This is a genomic window from Mesorhizobium sp. CO1-1-8 (assembly GCF_020164875.1).
Taxonomy (GTDB): Bacteria; Pseudomonadota; Alphaproteobacteria; order Rhizobiales; family Rhizobiaceae; genus Mesorhizobium.
In genome coordinates, this window is the sequence record NZ_JAIUGZ010000025.1 from 1 (window position 1) to 17,065 (window position 17,065).

The window sequence follows — 17,065 nt, forward strand, 5'->3', positions numbered from 1 at the left end:
CCCAGCCTCCGTTCGCTGAAGATCAAACCGGACAACTCACGTGCTACCTAATCCGGACAACTCGTGTGCTTACGACATGCCGATTGCCTTTGGCTTGCACCTCCGGCCGCCTTCCGCTATAGAGCCGCCACCCGCGTAGACACCCTTGGAGGCAACGCGGCGGAAGGCCGCCTTCCCGCATGATCCCGAAAAGTGGATTCCGGTTTTCGGACCAGATCATGCGTGAGTATGTCGGCTTTCGACGTTTACGGTCCAGGCACTCTGCCAACCGTGAGCGCTCCAGAACAAACCGAAAGGAAATGCCATGAGCCACGACACTTACGAGCTCAAGGCCGAAGCACGCGAACAGGTCGGTAAGGGGTCCGCCCGTGCAGTTCGCCGCAACGGTAAAGTGCCTGCAGTAATCTATGGTGACAAGCAGCCTCCCCTGGCTATCGCGCTCACCTACAAGGACATCTACTACAAGATCCATGGCGGCGGGTTCCTGACCACGATCGCCACGATCGATGTCGACGGCAAGAAGATCCAGGTCCTGCCGAAGGACTTCCAGCTCGACCCGGTCAAGGATTTCCCTGTCCATGTCGACTTCCTGCGTATCGGCAAGGACACCCAGGTCAATGTCGACGTGCCTGTCCACTTCATCAACGAGGACAAGTCGCCCGGCATCAAGCGCGGCGGCGTGCTCAACATCGTGCGTCACGAAGTCGAGTTCCACTGCCCGGCCAATGCGATCCCGGAATTCATCACCGTCGATCTCACCGGCGCCAACATTGGCGACTCGATCCACATCTCGGCGGTCAAGCTGCCGGCCGGTGTGAAGCCCGTGATCTCCGACCGCGACTTCACCATCGCGACCATTGCCGGTTCGTCGGCGATGAAGCCGGAGACGGAAGAGACGGCTGAAGCGGCTGCACCCGAAGCGGCTCCTGCCGCCGAAGAGAAGTAACTCTTTCACGCCCGGAGCAGGCGATGCTGCTGTTTGCAGGTCTCGGCAATCCGGGCGCGAAATATGCCGGCAATCGGCACAATGTCGGTTTCATGGCGGCGGACGCAATCGCCCGCCGCCATTCCTTTTCGCCTTGGTCGAAGAAGTTCCAGGGCCTGATTTCAGAAGGCACGCTCGGCGGCGAAAAGATCGTCTTGATCAAGCCGCAGACCTTCATGAACCTGTCCGGCCAGTCGGTCGGTGAAGCGCTGCGCTTCTACAAGCTTGAGCTTTCCGCACTCACCGTCTTCTATGACGAGATCGACCTTGCCGAAGGCAAGCTGCGCATCAAGACCGGCGGCGGCGCCGGCGGCCACAACGGCATCCGCTCAATCGATGGCCATGTCGGCAATGCCTATCGCCGCGTACGCATCGGCGTCGGCCATCCCGGTGTCAAGGAAATGGTCCAGCACCATGTGCTCGGCGATTTCGATAAGGCCGACCGCGAATGGCTCGAACCGCTGCTCGACGCGATCGCCGACAACGCCGCCATGATCGCCAAGGGCGACGAGTCCGGCTTCATGAACAAGGCCAGCCTCGCCGTCCAGGGCAAGGCCGGCTCGGAACCTGAAAAGCCGGCGCCGAAGCAGCCGGCGCAGAAGCAGCAAAGTCACGTCCGCCAGGCACGGCCGCAGCAGGTGCCAGCCAAGCTGCCGGAATCCGGCCCGATGGCTGCCATGCTCAAGAAACTCTTCGGCGGCAAGGACTGAGCGGGATTGGCGCCACAGGGCTTGACGTTGATCACCCCTATCGCCCATAGCCCTGATCAAATTTCTATTTTCCCGATAGGACCGGACAAAAATGGGTTTCAAATGCGGCATCGTTGGCTTGCCCAACGTCGGCAAGTCGACGCTTTTCAACGCGTTGACCAGGACGGCTGCGGCGCAGGCCGCCAACTATCCGTTCTGCACCATCGAACCGAACACCGGCGAGGTGGCGGTGCCCGATCCGCGCCTGCAGAAGATCGCGGCGATCGGCAAGTCGAAGGAGATCATCCCGACCCGCATCTCCTTCGTCGACATTGCCGGCCTGGTGCGCGGCGCCTCGAAGGGCGAAGGGCTGGGCAACCAGTTCCTCGCCAACATCCGCGAGGTCGACGCCATCGTGCATGTGCTGCGCTGCTTCGAGGATGACGACATCACCCATGTCGAGGGCCGCATCGACCCTGTTGCCGACGCCGAGACGGTCGAAACCGAGCTGATGCTCGCCGACCTCGACAGCCTCGAGCGCCGCATCGTGCAATTCCGCAAGCGCGCCGGCAGCAAGGACAAGGAAGCGACGTCAGTGCTGCCGATGATGGAGGCCGCACTCGAACTGCTGCAAGCCGGCAAGCCGACCCGCGTCCTGCTCAAGGGAATCTCGGCGGAAGACCTGCGCATCCTGCAGGGGCTCAACCTTTTGACCTCGCACCCGGTCCTCTACGTCTGCAACGTCGCCGAAGCCGACGCCGCCACCGGCAACGAGCACACCAAGGCCGTGGAGAAGATGGCGGCGGCGCAAGGCGCCAGCACTGTCGTCATCTCGGCCGCGATCGAGGCCGAGGTCGCCCAGCTCTCGGATGAGGAAGAGATGGAATTCCTGTCCTCGCTCGGCCTCGACGAGCCCGGCCTGAACAAGGTCATCCGCGCCGGCTACGAGCTGTTGCACCTCATCACCTATTTCACCGTCGGGCCGAAGGAGACGCGTGCCTGGACCATCCATAAGGGCGACAAGGCCCCCCAGGCCGCTGGCGTCATCCACACCGATTTCGAGCGCGGCTTCATCCGCGCCCAGACCATCGCCTACAACGACTTCGTCACGCTGGGCGGCGAAGTGGCGGCCAAGGAAGCCGGCAAGGCGCGCGACGAAGGCAAGGAATATGTCGTCCAGGACGGCGACATCCTGCTGTTCAAGTTCAACACGTGATGTGAGGAAGGTCACGCCGCCGTGGCGGCGTGATCAGCGATTCTCTCCGTGGCCGAGAAATCGGCTATTGGCTGACCACCCTGCTGCCACTCACCCAGACCGTGGCGATGTTGGCCCGCGCTGCGTTGAGCACGATCTTCTGGAATATCTCCTCAAGCGTATCGTCGGCCATGCCGATGTGGATGTTCGAGGCCCTGGCACTGGTGTCGATCAGCAGCGCGTCAAACTCATAGCCGACGCGAAAATTGCCCGTCGGCAGATCAAGGGCTTCCGCACCGCCGGCGGTCGCCAGCCAGAACGCCTCCTGGTGCGTGATGGGTTCGCCGGGCGCACCGCGTTGCTCCGGAGGCAGGCCGGCATGCACACCGCTTTGCAGCGTCCTCGATGCTGACAATGCATGTCTGCAGCCGTCGAACAGTGACGGGCTGTAGCCTCCGGAAATGTCGGTTCCGAGCCCGACATGCATGTGCCGGTCAAGTGCCGCGCGCAGCGGAAATGCGGCATTGGCGAAATAGAAATTGGACAGCGGGCAATGGGCAACACCCGCGCCCCTCTCCTCTATGAGGTTCATATCCTGCTCATCGATGAAATTCGAATGCGCCAGGATCGTATGCCGGGTGAGCAGGCCGAAACCATCAAGGCTTGCCGCATCGGTGCGGCCGAAGCGCGTCTCGACGAACTGCTTTGCCCAGTCGCTTTCCGAGCAATGCGTCTGCACGTGGCAGCCGAATTCGGTTGCCAGCTCGCCGAGTCCTTGCAGCGCCGCATCCGTGCAGCTTGGGATGAAGCGCGGTGTGATCGCCGGCTGGACGAGCGGCCTGTCGCGCGGATCCAGCGCCTTGACCGCCTCGATGAACCGTCTGGTGTCCGACACCGCGCTTGCCGCATCGGCGTCGCGGTAGAAGGGCGGGCACTGCTCTGGATCGTCCATCACCACCTTGCCGACAAGCGCGCGCTGCCCCTTCTCAAGACAGGTCTCGGCAAGCACCAGACTCGCGTCGACATGGACCGTGGCGAAATAGAGCGCCGTGGTGGTGCCGTTGGCCAGCAGATTGTCGACCAGATCGGCATAGATCTCGCGGGCATAGTCGACGTCGGCGTAGCGCGCTTCGAGCGGAAAGGTGTATTTCTGCAGCCAGACTTCAAGCGGCACATCCAGCGCCTTGCCCATCTGCGGCCATTGCGGCGCATGGATGTGCAGGTCGATCAGGCCAGGCAGCAGGAATTGTCCATCGGCAAGCTCAACCAGCGTGCCAGACTGGCGTGCAGCGTTCTGCCTCGCTTGGTACTCCAGATGACCAGGCGCCAGAATCTCCGCGATACACCCCTGCCCATCGACGCTGAACAGATGGTCCTTCAACACCTCCAGCCTGCCGCGTTGGGGCGTATGGAAGGCGGTGCCGAGCAGCGTGAAGGGCTCTGTCGTCATGTGCGGTTCCGATTCGGCTAACAGTCTGCTTGGCCTACAAAAAAACAGTTGGCAAATGTTGTCGCCGCTGTCCTTCGGCACCGACTGATCCCATGATCGAGCGAAGATTTCCAGAGGGCCAGAAGGGGAACGGTATATGGAACGCGTTGCACCAGAGATCACATTGATTGCCCAACCGGACGATCCGCTGCCATGGGGCAAGGCAGCGCTGCTCGGCCTCCAGCACGTACTGGCGATGGACGTCTATATTGTGCCGTTTATCATCGCATCGGTGCTCGCCTTCAGCGTCGGCGATGCCGGCGCCTTTATCCAGTCCGCATTCGTCGCCGCAGGCATCGCCACACTGATCCAGTCGCAGCTGTTGATGCGACTGCCGGTCGTGCAGGGGCCATCCTTCGTCCCGATCGGCGCGGTGCTGGCCATCGCCTTCGGAGCGGGCGGCGGCATCGGCGGCCTTTCCGCCGTGGTCGGAGCGCTCATTCCGGGTGCCATATTGGTCATGCTGCTCGGGTCGCCGACAAGGATCTTCCATCGCCTTGTCAACCGCTTCGTACCGCCCATCGTCGGCGGTGCGATCATCATCGTCGTCGGCGTCGCCTTGATGCCGGTGGCGCTCAAGGAGAGCGTGTTCGCGGTCCACGGCACCGCCACGGTCGGCGGCAACATCGTCCTCGCTTTTATCGCCGCTGCCTTCCTCGTCGGCTGCATGCTGACCGGCATGGCACTTGGCGCGAAGGGCGCCTGGCTGCGCCTGCTGTCCGTGATCATCGCCCTGGTGGCAGGCAGCGTGGCCGCCGCCTTCATGGGCCAGTTGAACATGGCGGGCGTTGCTGACGCGACATGGTTTTCCATGCCGCGAATCGCCTTCCTCAATCTCGATGTGACGTTCTCGCTGTCTGCGACACTGACGATGCTGATAGTCTATATCGTCGTTCTTGCCGAAACGACCGGCACCTGGTTCGCTGTCGGCGCCGTCATCGACAAGCCGCTGTCGGACGAGCAGCTCGACCGAGGCGCCACCGGGGAAGGCCTAGGCTGCCTGGTCAGCGCGCTGCTGTGCAGCACGCCGGTGACAGGCTATTCGTCCAATGCCGGCATCATTGCCATTACCGGTATTGCCAGCCGCGCCGCCTTTGCCGCGGCCGGCATCTTCCTGGTCCTGTTCGGCCTGATCGGCAAGCTTTCGGCGGTCATCGCCTCGATACCGGGGCCGGTCATCGGCGGCGTTTTCGGCGTCCTCTGCGTCGTCATCGCCATGAACGGTTTTCGCGTCGTGCGCGGTACACCCCTGACCGAGCGGAACATGCTGGTCATCGGTCTGCCGATCCTGATGGCGCTGTTTGCCACGCTGGCGCCGCCGGATTTCGTCAAGACGCTCCCTGACCTCGTGCAGTACATCCTCGGCTCATCAATCGCCTTCGGCGCGGTCTGGGCCATCGTGCTGCATCAAATCCTGCCAAAGTCCCGGTAGACGTATCCCTAAGATAGCGGGCGGCAATGTGCTGTCCGCTATCTCTCTGCATCGTTGACAGCACGTGCCGTTGACCTGTTTTGCGGGCGGCATGGCCTGCCTTGACCTTGTCACATCACGGGTCTAATCGGCTGGGGTACGCGGTCCGCGCTTTCGGCGAAAGTGTCCGTCTCGTGCAATCCAACACGACGCGTCAATCCGAACGCACCCTTTGGCCCGAGCAAGGGATATCAGGCGATGATCAAGGCCTTCGTCGTGGACAATGATCGCCTGCGCGTCGTCGACGATCTCCTGGCAAACAGCGAGACCATCGTCTGGGCCGACCTGTTCAACCCGACAAAGGAAGAGGAAGCGACGATCGAGAGCTGGCTCGGCGTTGCCATCCCGACGCGCGAGGAGATGGAGGAGATCGAGATTTCGAGCCGCCTCTATGTCGAGGACGGCGCCTACTTCATGACCGCCACCCTGCCCGCCCAGACCGAGGTCGACGATCCCTTGATGTCGCCTGTCACCTTCGTGCTCGCCGGCACAAGGCTGATCACTGTGCGCTATCACGAGCCGAAGGCCTTCAAGACCTTTCCGCAGCGCGCCGAGAAGGTGGCGACCGGTTGTACCAGCGGTGACACCATCCTGATCGGCTTGCTGGAGGCGATCGTCGACCGTCTCGCCGATATTCTGGAACGTGCCGGCCGCGACATCGAGGCGATCTCGCGCGATATTTTCGAAGCGCGATCGACCAAGGTTTCCAAGCGCAATCGCGACTTCCAAGAGTTGTTGAAAGCCATCGGCCGCAAGGAGGACATTGCCTCCTCGATCCGCGACAGCCTGATCTCTCTGCAGCGCCTGGCAGGCTTTTTCGCCCATGCCTCGACCCGCACCAAGATGAGCAAGGACACCAAGGCGCGCATCAAGACGCTGTCGCGCGATGTGCTGTCGCTCGCAGACCACGCCACCTTCCTGTCGCAGAAGATCTCCTTCCTGCTCGACGCCACGCTTGGCATGATCTCGATCGAGCAGAACGCCATCATCAAGATCTTCTCGGTCGCCGCCGTCATCTTCCTGCCGCCGACTTTGGTCGCTTCGATCTACGGCATGAATTTCGACGTCATCCCCGAGTTGAAATGGGAGCTTGGCTATCCCTTCGCCATCGCCATGATGGTGATGTCGGCGATCCTGCCCTTCTGGTATTTCCGCCGCCGCGGCTGGCTCTGAGTGGCCCTGTCGATCGGCTGCCACAGGCTGGCGCAGTAGAAATCGCTTGACCAAATGAACGCCGGCCTGCATCCGGAAACCCCCATCCTGGGGATCGTGGGTCGACAAGCCGGATTCCAGACATGACTGCAGAGATAAAAACATGGGCCTATGAGGACTTCATCGAGGGCGCGTCGATCGACCTCGGATCGAAGCTCGTGAGTGCCGCCGAGATCGTCGAATTCGCCGGAGAATTCGACCCGCAGCCGATGCATCTCAACGAGGAAGCCGGCAAGGCCAGCATCCTTGGCGGGCTGGCGGCGTCGGGCTGGCACACCTGCGCCATGTTCATGCGCATGCTGTGCGATGCGTTCCTGCTGGACTCGACCTGCCAGGGCGCGCCCGGCGTCGATCAGGTCAAATGGAAGAAGCCGGTCCTGGCCGGCGATCAACTCACCGGCACCCTGCTGGTTGTTGCCAAGCGCCTGTCGAAATCGAAGCCGCAACTCGGCTTCGTCACCATGCGCAGCGAGCTGTTCAACCAGCGTGGCGAAAGCGTCTTCGAGCTCGAGAACTCCGTCATGTTCCTCACGCGCGATGCCGCGGGGAGCCAAGCATGACACTGGATGAGTTCTTCCGTATCGGCACCACCGTCACGCTCGGCTCGCACACATTCGAGCCCGAGGCGATCAAGGCCTTCGCCCGCAAATACGACCCGCAGATCTTCCATATCGACGAGGAAGCCGCGAAGAAAAGCGTGCTCGGCGGCCTCTGCGCATCCGGCTGGCACACGACCGCGACCTGGATGAAACTCAATCTGGAAAACCGTATGGACGCCGAGATCGCTGCGTGGAGCGGCCCCGGCCCGGTGCCGGAATTCGGCCCCTCGCCCGGTTTCAAGAACCTGAAATGGCTGAAGCCGGTCTATGCCGGGCAAACCGTCACCTTCACCCGCACCGCACTGTCCCACCGCCCGATCGCCTCACGCCCTGGCTGGCGGCTGCTGGCGCTGCGTTCGGAAGCTTTTGATCCGACCGGCGACAAGGTCCTCGAGTTCGAAAGCGCCGTGCTGGTGAAGACAGAGTAGTGGCGCCTCTTCCTTCTCCACTTGTGGGAGAAGGTGGATCGGCGCTCAGCGCCGAGACGGTTGAGAGGTGCTGGACGGAGTGAGGCGTTGGCGTTCCCTGGAACACCCCTCATCCGACCGAGCTTCGCTTGGCCACCTTCTCCCACAAAGGGAGAAGGATAGCCCCGCTCAGCTCAATGCCCTTCGAAACCAATCAGCGTCCGCACCGGCACGCCGAGCGCCTCTAGCTTGGCGCGGCCGCCGAGGTCCGGCAGGTCGATGACGAAGCAGGCGGCGAGGATGTCGGCACCGATCTGGCGCAGCAGCTTGACCGCCGCTTCCGCGGTGCCGCCGGTGGCGATCAGATCGTCGACCAGGATCACCTTCTCGCCCGGAGCGACGCCGTCCTTGTGCATCTCCATCTCATCCAGACCGTATTCCAGGCTGTAGGCGACGCGCACCGTCTCGTAGGGCAGCTTGCCTTTCTTGCGGATCGGCACGAAACCGGCCGAGAGCTGATGGGCAACGGCGCCGCCGAGGATGAAGCCGCGCGCCTCGATGCCGGCGATCTTGTCGATCTTCTGGCCGGCATAGGGATGCACGAGCTCATCGATGGCGCGGCGAAAGGCGCGCGCATTGCCGAGCAGCGTGGTGATGTCGCGAAACAGGATGCCGGGCTTGGGATAGTCCGGAATGGTGCGGATCGCGGCAAGCAGCGTGTCTTCGAGAGAGGATTTCATGGGTCGAGATTACCTGAAACGGAGGTTGTTGCGCGACAATTGTTCGATCGAACTGCAGCCCATCAGCTTCATGCCGCGTTCGATCTCGACCCGCATCTGCTCAAGCGCCCGTTCGACGCCGGGCTGGCCGGCCGCCGCGAGCGGAAACAGATAATAGCGGCCGACACCGACGGCCTTGGCACCGAGCGACAGCGCCTTCAGCACATGGGTGCCGCGCTGCACGCCGCCATCCATGATGACGTCGATCCTGTCGCCAACGGCATCGACGATCTCGGCAAGCTGGTCGAACGCCGCCCGCGAGCCATCAAGCTGCCGGCCGCCATGGTTCGACAGTACGATGCCGCTGCAGCCGATGTCGACGGCGCGTCTTGCATCCTCCACCGACATGACGCCCTTGAGGCAGAATGGACCCGCCCAAAGCTTGACCATCTCGGCGACGTCGTCCCACGTCATCGACGGGTCGAGCATCTCGGTGAAGTAGCGGCTGATCGACATCGTGCCGCCGCCCATGTCGACGTGCTCGTCGAGTTGCGGCAGCTTGAACCCCTCATGCGTGAAATAGTTGATCGCCCATGCCGGCTTGAGCGCGAACTGTGCCATTCCGGCGAGATTGAGCTTGAAGGGAATGGCAAAGCCGGTGCGTTTATCGCGTTCGCGGTTTCCTCCGGTGATGCTGTCGACGGTCAGCATCATCACCTCGACGCCGACCGCCTTTGCCCGCTGCATCATCGCCCGATTAAGACCGCGATCCCGATGGAAATAGAACTGGTAGACCTGCGGGCTGCTGCTGATGCTGCGCGCCTCCTCGAGGCTGACGGTGCCAAGCGAGGAGACGCCGAACATGGTGCCGTATTTGGCGGCGGCCTTGGCGACCGCGCGCTCGCCCTGATGGTGGAACAAGCGCTGCAAGGCGGTCGGCGAGCAATAGAACGGCATCGCCAGCTTCTGGCCCATGACCGTCACCGACATGTCGACCTCGCTCACCCCGCGCAGCACGTTGGGAACCAGGTCGCAGGTCTCGAAGCTTTCGGTGTTGCGGCGATAGGTGACCTCATCGTCGGCCGCGCCGTCGATGTAATTGAAGATCGGCCCGGGCAGCCGCTGCTGCGCCATGCGGCGGAAATCGGAAAAATTGTGACAGTCGCTGAGCCGCATCATCGAATTCCAAAGGCCGTGGCGGGACAGGTTTCCCCGCCACCGTTCGATGCGTCGAATATCAAGCTGATGCCGCTATGCCAACGGACTAATTACCGAACCTCCGCTCAAGCACTGCCTAAACGAGAAGGGAGCGCCTGAGGCGCCCCTTCCCGTCTAAATTCGACTGAAGAAGATTACATGCCGAGATCGGAGCGAAGCTCGGCCCGGGCCACTTCATACTCGGCCTTGAAGTCGTCCCGGTTGAGCAGGACTGCGGCAATCACGCTGCCGGAAATCTTGCCCATCTCGACGTCGGACGCGTAGTGGATGCCGCCGACTTCACGATTGTGGGCGTATTCAGCCGCACGCGCCATGATCTCGGCGCGCTTTTCCGGGACCATGTCGGACAGGATGATGCCCATCATGGTGCCGACGGTGGCGTGTCCGGACGGCCAGGAACCGGAGCTCGACAGCTTGACCGCCGGCTTGACGAGGTCGCTGAGCTGGTGCGGGCGCGGGCGCTTCCAGACATCCTTGGCCGGATCGACGACGGCGCCTTCGGTGGCCACGACGCGATCGAAGAAGGCGCTGAATTTCGGCAGCGTTTCCTTGTTGAATTTCGGCCCCATGACGTTGGCAAAGCGCCAGACATTCTCCTCGGCGTCGGCGACGGCGCTGGCGACCATCTCTGGGGTCCGCGTGACCTGCAGCGTCAGCACTTCGCCGAGTTCGGCCTTGGTCTGCGCCGAATCATTTGCCGGCGGCGGCGGCAGGATCATCGTCAGGTCGACGTCCTTGTTGGTGACGAAGGGCTGGGCGTCTTCCGCTTGCGCGGCCGAGCCGACGATGAGCAGCAACAGGCCTGCCGCGAGCGATGCGTATCTTTTCATGGGTGCGATCCTTTGATGAGAGCAGCACAGGATCGCCGGATGCGGTGACGGCCATGTGACACGACAGGCCTCCGGAAATGCAAAAGGGCGCCTCTCGGCGCCCTTTTCGATCACTTGATTGTGTGGCTCAATGCGCCACGCCTTCCCACACCTTGCGCTTGGTGAGATAGACCAGCGCGCCGAACAAAAGCAGGAACACCAGAACGCGAAAACCGGTCTTCTTGCGGTCTTCCATATGCGGCTCGGCCGCCCACGCCAGGAAGGCGGAGACGTCGCGGGAATACTGGTCGACGGTCTGCGGCGCGCCGTCATCATAGGTCACCTGGCCGTCGGAGAGCGGCTTGGGCATTTTCAGCGACACGCCGGACATGAAGTACGGATTGTAGTGGGTGCCTTCCGGGATCACCATGCCGGCCGGCGGCGTCTGGTCGTAGCCGGTCAGCAGCGAGTGTATATAGTCGGGGCCGCCCGCATCGTACTGGGTGAAGATATCGAAGACGAACTGCGGAAAGCCGCGTTCGACACCGCGTGCCTTGGCCAGCAGTGACATGTCGGGCGGAGCAGCACCGCCATTGGAGGCAGCGGCGGCTTCCTCATTGGCAAAGGGCGGCGGGAAGTGGTCGGACGGCTTGCCGGGACGGTCGAACATGTCGCCGGCATCGTTGGGGCCGTCGTGGATCGTGTACTCGGCCGACAGCGTCTTGATCTGCGCATCGGAATAGCCGAGGTCCGACAACGTGCGGAACGCCACCAGATTCATCGAATGGCAGGCCGAGCAGACTTCCTTGTAGACCTTGAGGCCGCGCTGCAGCTGCGCTTTGTCGTAAGTGCCGAATGGGCCGGTAAAACTCCAGTCCATTTCCTTCGGCTCGTCGATCGGGAAATGCGTCGGATTGGCCACATTGTGTGCCTCTTCGGCGGCGATCGCCCGAGTGCCCGCGGCCCCAGCGGCGACGGCCACAAGGCCGATCAGCGCCAGCGAGGTGAGAATCTTTTTCATGCCAAATCCCCTTAGATTCTCTACCCGCTCAGCCTTTGGTTTCCGGAGCCGCCGTAGCGCCCGCCGGATGTCCGCTGCCGCCCTTGTTCTTCTCGAGCACCGCCTCGGTGATCGAGTTCGGCAGCCGTCGCGGCGTCTCGATCAGTCCGAGCACCGGCAGCGCGATCAGGAAGAAGGCGAAGTAGAACAATGTCGCCATCTGCGCCATGAACACATAGCTGCCTTCGGCCGGCTGCGAGCCCAGCCAGCCAAGCAGGATGGCATCGGCCACGAACAGCCAGAAGAACAGCTTGTACCAGGGCCGGTAAACCGCCGAGCGCACCTTCGAAGTGTCGAGCCACGGCACCAGGAACAACATGACGATGGCGCCGAACATGCATAGCACGCCGCCGAGCTTGGAGTTGATCGGCCCGACATTGAAGGTGATGGCGCGCAGGATCGCGTAGAACGGCAGGAAGTACCATTCGGGCACGATGTGGGCCGGCGTCTTCAGCGGGTTGGCGACGATGTAGTTGTCGGGATGGCCGAGATAGTTCGGCAGGTAGAAGACGAAATAAGCGAAGAAGAACAGGAACACGATCATGCCGAACGCGTCCTTGATGGTCGCGTAGGGGGTGAAGGCGACGGTGTCGGTCTTCGACTTGACCTCGATGCCGGTCGGGTTCGACTGGCCGACGACATGCAGCGCCCAGATGTGCAAAACGACGACGCCGGCAATCATGAACGGCAACAGATAGTGCAGCGCAAAGAAACGGTTGAGCGTCGGGTTGTCGACGGCAAAGCCGCCGAGCAGCAGCTGCTGGATCCAGTCGCCGACCAGCGGAATGGCGCTGAAGAAGCCGGTGATGACGGTGGCGCCCCAGAAGCTCATCTGGCCCCATGGCAGCACGTAACCCATGAAGCCGGTCGCCATCATCAGGAGATAGATGATGCAGCCAAGGATCCACAACAGCTCGCGCGGCGCCTTGTAGGAGCCGTAATAGAGGCCACGGAAGATGTGGATGTAGACGGCGACGAAGAAGAACGAGGCGCCGTTCGAATGCATGTAGCGCAGCAGCCAGCCCGAATTCACGTCGCGCATGATCTTCTCGACCGACCCGAAGGCCAGATTGGTGTCGGCCGTGTAATGCATGGCCAGCACGATGCCGGTCAGGATCTGCGCCACCAGCATGATCGAAAGGATGCCGCCAAAGGTCCATGCATAGTTGAGGTTGCGCGGCACCGGATAGGCAACGAAGCTGTCATAGACCAGCCGCGGCAGCGGCATGCGGGCGTCGAACCAGCGTCCGAGACCGGTTTTGGGCGTATAGGTCGAGTGTCCCTCGCTCATCGAAATATCCCCTGCCTCAACCGATAAGGATCTTGGTATCGGAAATGAACTTGAATACCGGAACCGCCATGTTCTCAGGCGCCGGGCCTTTGCGGATGCGGCCGGCCGTATCGTATTGCGAACCGTGGCACGGGCAGAACCAGCCGCCGAAATCGCCTTCCTGGCCAAGCGGAATGCAGCCGAGATGCGTGCAGACCTGAACCATCACCATCCAGGCTTCCTTGCCGGGTGTGGTGCGATTGGCGTCGGTCGCCGGCGCATCGGACGGCAGATTGGCGTTGCGGGCGATCGGATCCTTGAGATCGGCGAGATTGACAGCCTCGCCGTCCTTCATTTCCTGTTCGGTGCGGTTGCGGACCACGACAGGCTTGCCGCGCCATTTGACGATCAGCGACATGCCCGGCGTCAGCGAGGCGACGTCGACTTCGACGGAGGCGAGCGCCAGCGTCGAGGCGTCAGGGCGCATCTGGTCGATGAACGGCCACGCGAAAGCACCCGCGCCGACCACTGCGGCCATGCCGGTGGCGACGTAGAGAAAATCACGACGGTTGGGATCCTGGGTGTCGGTTGCGCTCACGGGTGCCTGATCCTTTCGCCTCTTCCGTGCCGGTGGCTGAGCCTTGTTCCCCGCTCAATTACGCCAACCCGACAGCGCATGGCGAACAGGCTTGCGAATTCCTCCGGCATTTGGACTTCGGTTTATGCGTGAAGCCCGTTTTTGTCCAGACGGGTGAAGGCACAAGGGCAGATTGTCGCGGGGACAAAATCTGCCGCCGGTCAACACGACGCCGGATGGCCGCCAAACATCGCTAAACAACCGGGAAACAACCGCAAATCCGACGCCCTTGTTCGGCTCGACACAAGGCGCCAGCCGGGTCTATCCTTGCCATCATGGCACACGTCATAGACCGCGACACCTGGGCCGTTCGCTCCGACCATTGGAAGGGCGAGTTGCAATGTGGCGCCTACGGCTCCAACTCCTGCCTGATCTTCAACCACCTGCCTGATGTCGGCGGCGGTCCACGGCTGCACGCGCATCCCTACGCGGAGATCTTCATCATCCGCCAGGGCACCGGCCTGTTCACCGTCGGCGACCAGGAGATCGAGGCATCCGCCGGCCAGATCCTGATCGTGCCGCCCAATACGCCGCACAAATTCACCAATCTCGGCCCGGGCCCGCTGGAAACGACCGACATCCACGAGAATGGCAGCTTTATCACGGAATGGCTTGAGTGATCTCTATTTCGCGCCGAGCCTGGCCAGCACTGCTTTCGGGATGTTGTATTCACGAATGACGGCATCGTGCTTGCGCAAGCCGCACAGCTCGCGCTGGATGAAATAGCCATGCACCGCCTCGGCGGCATCCCTGAGCAACCGGGGGCGCAGTTGCTCGTCGGCATTGTCGCGCAGCCTGGCCAGCGTTTCCTCTACCCGCTGGCCGGCGCGGCCAAGTGCTGCCGCCTTTTCCGCCAATATTTCATGGCCGAGTGCGTCGAAGGCCGCTTCAGCGGCCGAGCCGCCGGCAAGATGAGATGGCGGACGCAAGGACATTTCAGCCTCCTTTCCCGAAAACCATGCGGTGTGTGACGAACTCTTCGCCTTCCACACGCGTAAATCCGAGCCGTTCGTAAAAACCAGAAGCCTCTTGCGGCGCGCGGGTGTTCAGCGCGGCAAAATGGTGACGTGCCCTGTCGATAACGGTTTCGACCAGCATCCGGCCAAGACCGGCGCGACGCTGGCGCGCGCTGACGAACAGGTGCCGGACCCGGCCCTGGTCCCTGCCTTCGAAATAGGGATCGATGTTCAACCCGCACACGCCGGCGAGTTCCCTTCCATGCCAGGCTCCGTATAGCGCCTCGCCCCGTTTCAGGAACTTGTTGCGGCCACTTGCCCAGCCATCCGCCAAGCGCACCAGCATCCAGTAGCCTTCCAGCCGGCTCTCTTCCTTCAGCGTGTCGAAGGCCGGCATGGTCGGCCGGAGCCGCTTGAGCACGTAGCCGACCTCTGAGATGGCGCCTGTTGATCCACCCATGGAGCTACTCCGCCGGGCGTGTCTCTTCGAGCACGCTGTCCTCGTGATAGAGAAAACCGCCAGACTGCCGCTTCCACAGCCGCGCATAGAGCCCGTCGCGTGCTACCAACTCGTCATGCGTGCCCTGTTCGACGATGCGGCCGCCATCGAGCACCACCAGTCGGTCGAGTGCCGCGATCGTCGACAGCCGGTGGGCGATGGCGATGACCGTCTTGTTTTCCATCAGCCGCGTCAGATTCTCCTGGATCGCCGCCTCGATGTCGGAATCGAGTGCCGAGGTCGCCTCGTCGAGAATCAGGATCGGCGCATCCTTGAGGAAGACGCGGGCGATCGCCACGCGCTGGCGCTGGCCGCCCGACAGTTTGACGCCGCGCTCGCCGACAAAGGCCTCGTAGCCGGCGCGGTCCCTGTTGTCGCGCAAGGTCAGGATGAACTCGTGCGCCTCGGCCTTTTTCGCCGCCGCGATCACCTCGGCATCGGTCGCGTCAGGCATGCCGAGCTTGATGTTGTCGCGCAGCGAACGGTGGAACAGCGCCGTATCCTGGCTGACGACGCCGATGTTCGCGCGCAGCGAATTTTGCGTGACTTTGGCGACATCCTGGCCATCGATGGTGATCGATCCGCTCTCGAGATCGTAGAGCCGCAGGATCAGATTGGCGAGGGTCGTCTTGCCGGCGCCAGACGGTCCGACCAGCCCGACCTTCTCGCCCGGCTTGACGACAAGGTCGATGCCGTTCAGCACGCCGAAACCTTTGCCGTAATGGAACTCGACGTTCTTCACCTCGATACGCCCGCCTGCCACCACGAGTTCCTTGGCGTCCGGCGCATCGGTGAGGCCGAGCGGCTGCGAAATCAGCGCCTTGGAGTTCTCCAGCACGCCGAGGTTTCGCAAGATGCTGTTGAGCTGCATCATCAGCCGGCCAAGCAGCATGTTGAGCCGCAGCACCAGCGACAGGGTGAAGGCGACAGCGCCGACGGTGATCGAGCCCTCGACCCAGAGATAGACGGCAAAACAGCCGATCGCCGTGATCATGATGCCCGACAGCGTCGTCAGCGCCATGCGCACGCCGGTCAGCCGGCGGGTGAACGGGCGCAATGCGTCGAGATAGATATCGAAGCCGTTCCTGATGTAGCGATCGTCGCCATCGGCCGAGAACAGTTTCAGCGTCTGCACGTTGGAATAGGAATCGACGATGCGGCCGGTGATCATCGAGCCGGCTTCGGCTGTTTCCTCGGCATGCTTGCGGATTGCCGGCAAATAGAGCTTGGCCAGCCAAGCGAAAGCGGAAATCCAGATCACCACCAGCACCGCCAGCCTGAGATCGAGGCCTGCGACCAGCGCCAGCGTCGTCACTGTGTAGACGATCATGAACCAGACGACCTCGATGAAGCTTTCCATCAGGTCGCCGGTGGCTTGCCCCGCCTGCCAGACCTTTGTCGCGATGCGGCCGGCGAAATCGTTCTGGAAGAAGGCGTAGGACTGGCGCGAGACATGCCGGTGCGCCTGCCAGCGCACCAGATTGTAGAAACCAGGCGTGATCGTCTGTTCGTCGACCAGCGCCGAAAGGCCGACGACGAGGGTGCGGATGACCAGCACCACCACGGCCATGAAAACCAGTTCAGGGCCGGCGGCGGCCCACAGTGCGTGCCAGCTGCGCTCGGCGGGAAGCTGGTCGAGAATATCGACCAGCCGCCCGACGAAGTAGAACAGGCCGGCCTCGACCAGCGGCGCGATGCCGCCGATGACCAGCATGGCGAAGAAGGCGAACTTCGCCTGGCCGACATAGTGCCAGAGAAAGCCGCCGACGCTGGTCGGTGGCCGAAGATTCGCTGGCTCCCTGAACGGATAGACCCAGCTCTCGAACCAGCGATAGACGGCTGTCATCATG

Annotated in this window: 18 protein-coding genes; 8 read left to right on the forward strand and 10 right to left on the reverse strand. The window is 62.5% G+C overall.

Translation table 11 applies throughout. The features are described 5' to 3' along the window. Nucleotides 1-304: 304 nt before the first annotated feature. From LB558_RS30740 to ychF, 3 genes are all read left to right on the forward strand, one after another. On the forward strand, nucleotides 305-946 hold the full coding sequence (locus LB558_RS30740) for a 50S ribosomal protein L25/general stress protein Ctc (RefSeq protein WP_023809827.1): 642 nt from the start codon (nucleotides 305-307) through the stop codon (nucleotides 944-946). Between the two features lie 23 nt (nucleotides 947-969). Beyond that, a complete protein-coding gene (gene pth, locus LB558_RS30745) occupies nucleotides 970-1,695 on the forward strand; it encodes an aminoacyl-tRNA hydrolase (protein ID WP_224700934.1) in 726 nt (241 codons plus the stop codon). Nucleotides 1,696-1,786: 91 nt separating this feature from the next. Further along, a complete protein-coding gene (gene ychF / locus LB558_RS30750) occupies nucleotides 1,787-2,890 on the forward strand; it encodes a redox-regulated ATPase YchF (protein WP_224700935.1) in 1,104 nt (367 codons plus the stop codon). 64 nt (nucleotides 2,891-2,954) lie between these two features. Here ychF and guaD read toward each other — a convergent pair whose 3' ends face one another. Next, nucleotides 2,955-4,319 carry a guanine deaminase gene (gene guaD / locus LB558_RS30755; protein WP_224700936.1) on the reverse strand — a complete coding sequence of 455 codons (1,365 nt, stop codon included), beginning with the start codon at nucleotides 4,317-4,319 and terminating at the stop codon, nucleotides 2,955-2,957. A gap of 136 nt (nucleotides 4,320-4,455) precedes the next feature. On the opposite strand from guaD, the gene LB558_RS30760 reads away from it, so the two are divergent. From LB558_RS30760 to LB558_RS30775, 4 genes are all read left to right on the forward strand, one after another. Next, nucleotides 4,456-5,790: a uracil-xanthine permease family protein gene (locus tag LB558_RS30760; protein ID WP_224700937.1), complete on the forward strand. Its 1,335-nt coding sequence runs from the start codon at nucleotides 4,456-4,458 to the stop codon at nucleotides 5,788-5,790. Nucleotides 5,791-6,027: 237 nt separating this feature from the next. Then, the gene (gene corA / locus LB558_RS30765) at nucleotides 6,028-7,002 is read left to right on the forward strand and encodes a magnesium/cobalt transporter CorA (RefSeq protein ID WP_224700938.1); all 975 of its coding nucleotides are present in this window, start codon (nucleotides 6,028-6,030) and stop codon (nucleotides 7,000-7,002) included. 122 nt (nucleotides 7,003-7,124) lie between these two features. Beyond that, the gene (locus LB558_RS30770) at nucleotides 7,125-7,601 is read left to right on the forward strand and encodes a MaoC family dehydratase (protein ID WP_224700939.1); all 477 of its coding nucleotides are present in this window, start codon (nucleotides 7,125-7,127) and stop codon (nucleotides 7,599-7,601) included. Further along, nucleotides 7,598-8,068 (forward strand): MaoC family dehydratase, encoded by a 471-nt coding sequence (locus LB558_RS30775; RefSeq protein WP_224700940.1) that lies wholly within the window; start codon nucleotides 7,598-7,600, stop codon nucleotides 8,066-8,068. Before LB558_RS30770 ends, LB558_RS30775 begins: the two co-directional genes overlap by 4 nt. Before the next feature lie 173 nt (nucleotides 8,069-8,241). On the opposite strand, the gene LB558_RS30780 is transcribed toward LB558_RS30775, so the two are convergent. The 6 genes from LB558_RS30780 to petA form a co-directional block, all read right to left on the reverse strand. Next, nucleotides 8,242-8,787 (reverse strand): adenine phosphoribosyltransferase, encoded by a 546-nt coding sequence (locus tag LB558_RS30780; protein ID WP_013529989.1) that lies wholly within the window; start codon nucleotides 8,785-8,787, stop codon nucleotides 8,242-8,244. A gap of 9 nt (nucleotides 8,788-8,796) precedes the next feature. Next, nucleotides 8,797-9,942 (reverse strand): alpha-hydroxy acid oxidase, encoded by a 1,146-nt coding sequence (locus tag LB558_RS30785; protein ID WP_224700941.1) that lies wholly within the window; start codon nucleotides 9,940-9,942, stop codon nucleotides 8,797-8,799. Nucleotides 9,943-10,118: 176 nt separating this feature from the next. Further along, entirely contained in the window at nucleotides 10,119-10,814 is a 696-nt protein-coding gene (locus LB558_RS30790) for an acid phosphatase (RefSeq protein ID WP_224700942.1), read from the reverse strand. Between the two features lie 127 nt (nucleotides 10,815-10,941). Beyond that, complete coding sequence (locus tag LB558_RS30795; RefSeq protein WP_023809837.1) at nucleotides 10,942-11,814, reverse strand: cytochrome c1; 873 nt, start codon at nucleotides 11,812-11,814, stop codon at nucleotides 10,942-10,944. Nucleotides 11,815-11,842: 28 nt separating this feature from the next. Continuing rightward, nucleotides 11,843-13,144, reverse strand: coding sequence for a cytochrome b (locus LB558_RS30800; protein ID WP_013529985.1), 1,302 nt, complete (start codon nucleotides 13,142-13,144; stop codon nucleotides 11,843-11,845). Nucleotides 13,145-13,160: 16 nt separating this feature from the next. Then, nucleotides 13,161-13,721, reverse strand: coding sequence for a ubiquinol-cytochrome c reductase iron-sulfur subunit (gene petA / locus LB558_RS30805; RefSeq protein WP_023809838.1), 561 nt, complete (start codon nucleotides 13,719-13,721; stop codon nucleotides 13,161-13,163). Nucleotides 13,722-14,035: 314 nt separating this feature from the next. Between petA and LB558_RS30810 the strand changes: the two genes are divergently transcribed. Continuing rightward, entirely contained in the window at nucleotides 14,036-14,380 is a 345-nt protein-coding gene (locus LB558_RS30810; RefSeq protein ID WP_224700943.1) for a cupin domain-containing protein, read from the forward strand. Nucleotides 14,381-14,383: 3 nt separating this feature from the next. Here the strand turns inward: LB558_RS30810 and LB558_RS30815 are convergent, their stop codons facing one another. The 3 genes from LB558_RS30815 to LB558_RS30825 are packed head-to-tail and all read right to left on the reverse strand — an operon-like array spanning nucleotide 14,384 to nucleotide 17,064. After that, nucleotides 14,384-14,695: a DUF6665 family protein gene (locus tag LB558_RS30815; protein WP_224700944.1), complete on the reverse strand. Its 312-nt coding sequence runs from the start codon at nucleotides 14,693-14,695 to the stop codon at nucleotides 14,384-14,386. A gap of 1 nt (nucleotide 14,696) precedes the next feature. Beyond that, nucleotides 14,697-15,176, reverse strand: a complete 480-nt coding sequence (locus LB558_RS30820) for a GNAT family N-acetyltransferase (protein ID WP_224700945.1) — start codon at nucleotides 15,174-15,176, stop codon at nucleotides 14,697-14,699. Between the two features lie 4 nt (nucleotides 15,177-15,180). Next, a complete protein-coding gene (locus LB558_RS30825) occupies nucleotides 15,181-17,064 on the reverse strand; it encodes an ABC transporter ATP-binding protein (protein ID WP_224700946.1) in 1,884 nt (627 codons plus the stop codon). Nucleotide 17,065 lies beyond the last annotated feature (1 nt).

Bases quoted from the DNA above. Each gene is read 5' to 3' on its own strand.
- LB558_RS30740 (WP_023809827.1), top strand. From the start codon at position 305: ATGAGCCACGACACTTACGAGCTCAAGGCCGAAGCACGCGAACAGGTC.
- pth (WP_224700934.1), top strand. From the start codon at position 970: ATGCTGCTGTTTGCAGGTCTCGGCAATCCGGGCGCGAAATATGCCGGC.
- ychF (WP_224700935.1), top strand. From the start codon at position 1,787: ATGGGTTTCAAATGCGGCATCGTTGGCTTGCCCAACGTCGGCAAGTCG.
- guaD (WP_224700936.1), bottom strand. From the start codon at position 4,319: ATGACGACAGAGCCCTTCACGCTGCTCGGCACCGCCTTCCATACGCCC.
- LB558_RS30760 (WP_224700937.1), top strand. From the start codon at position 4,456: ATGGAACGCGTTGCACCAGAGATCACATTGATTGCCCAACCGGACGAT.
- corA (WP_224700938.1), top strand. From the start codon at position 6,028: ATGATCAAGGCCTTCGTCGTGGACAATGATCGCCTGCGCGTCGTCGAC.
- LB558_RS30770 (WP_224700939.1), top strand. From the start codon at position 7,125: ATGACTGCAGAGATAAAAACATGGGCCTATGAGGACTTCATCGAGGGC.
- LB558_RS30775 (WP_224700940.1), top strand. From the start codon at position 7,598: ATGACACTGGATGAGTTCTTCCGTATCGGCACCACCGTCACGCTCGGC.
- LB558_RS30780 (WP_013529989.1), bottom strand. From the start codon at position 8,787: ATGAAATCCTCTCTCGAAGACACGCTGCTTGCCGCGATCCGCACCATT.
- LB558_RS30785 (WP_224700941.1), bottom strand. From the start codon at position 9,942: ATGCGGCTCAGCGACTGTCACAATTTTTCCGATTTCCGCCGCATGGCG.
- LB558_RS30790 (WP_224700942.1), bottom strand. From the start codon at position 10,814: ATGAAAAGATACGCATCGCTCGCGGCAGGCCTGTTGCTGCTCATCGTC.
- LB558_RS30795 (WP_023809837.1), bottom strand. From the start codon at position 11,814: ATGAAAAAGATTCTCACCTCGCTGGCGCTGATCGGCCTTGTGGCCGTC.
- LB558_RS30800 (WP_013529985.1), bottom strand. From the start codon at position 13,144: ATGAGCGAGGGACACTCGACCTATACGCCCAAAACCGGTCTCGGACGC.
- LB558_RS30810 (WP_224700943.1), top strand. From the start codon at position 14,036: ATGGCACACGTCATAGACCGCGACACCTGGGCCGTTCGCTCCGACCAT.
- LB558_RS30815 (WP_224700944.1), bottom strand. From the start codon at position 14,695: ATGTCCTTGCGTCCGCCATCTCATCTTGCCGGCGGCTCGGCCGCTGAA.
- LB558_RS30820 (WP_224700945.1), bottom strand. From the start codon at position 15,176: ATGGGTGGATCAACAGGCGCCATCTCAGAGGTCGGCTACGTGCTCAAG.
- LB558_RS30825 (WP_224700946.1), bottom strand. From the start codon at position 17,064: ATGATGACAGCCGTCTATCGCTGGTTCGAGAGCTGGGTCTATCCGTTC.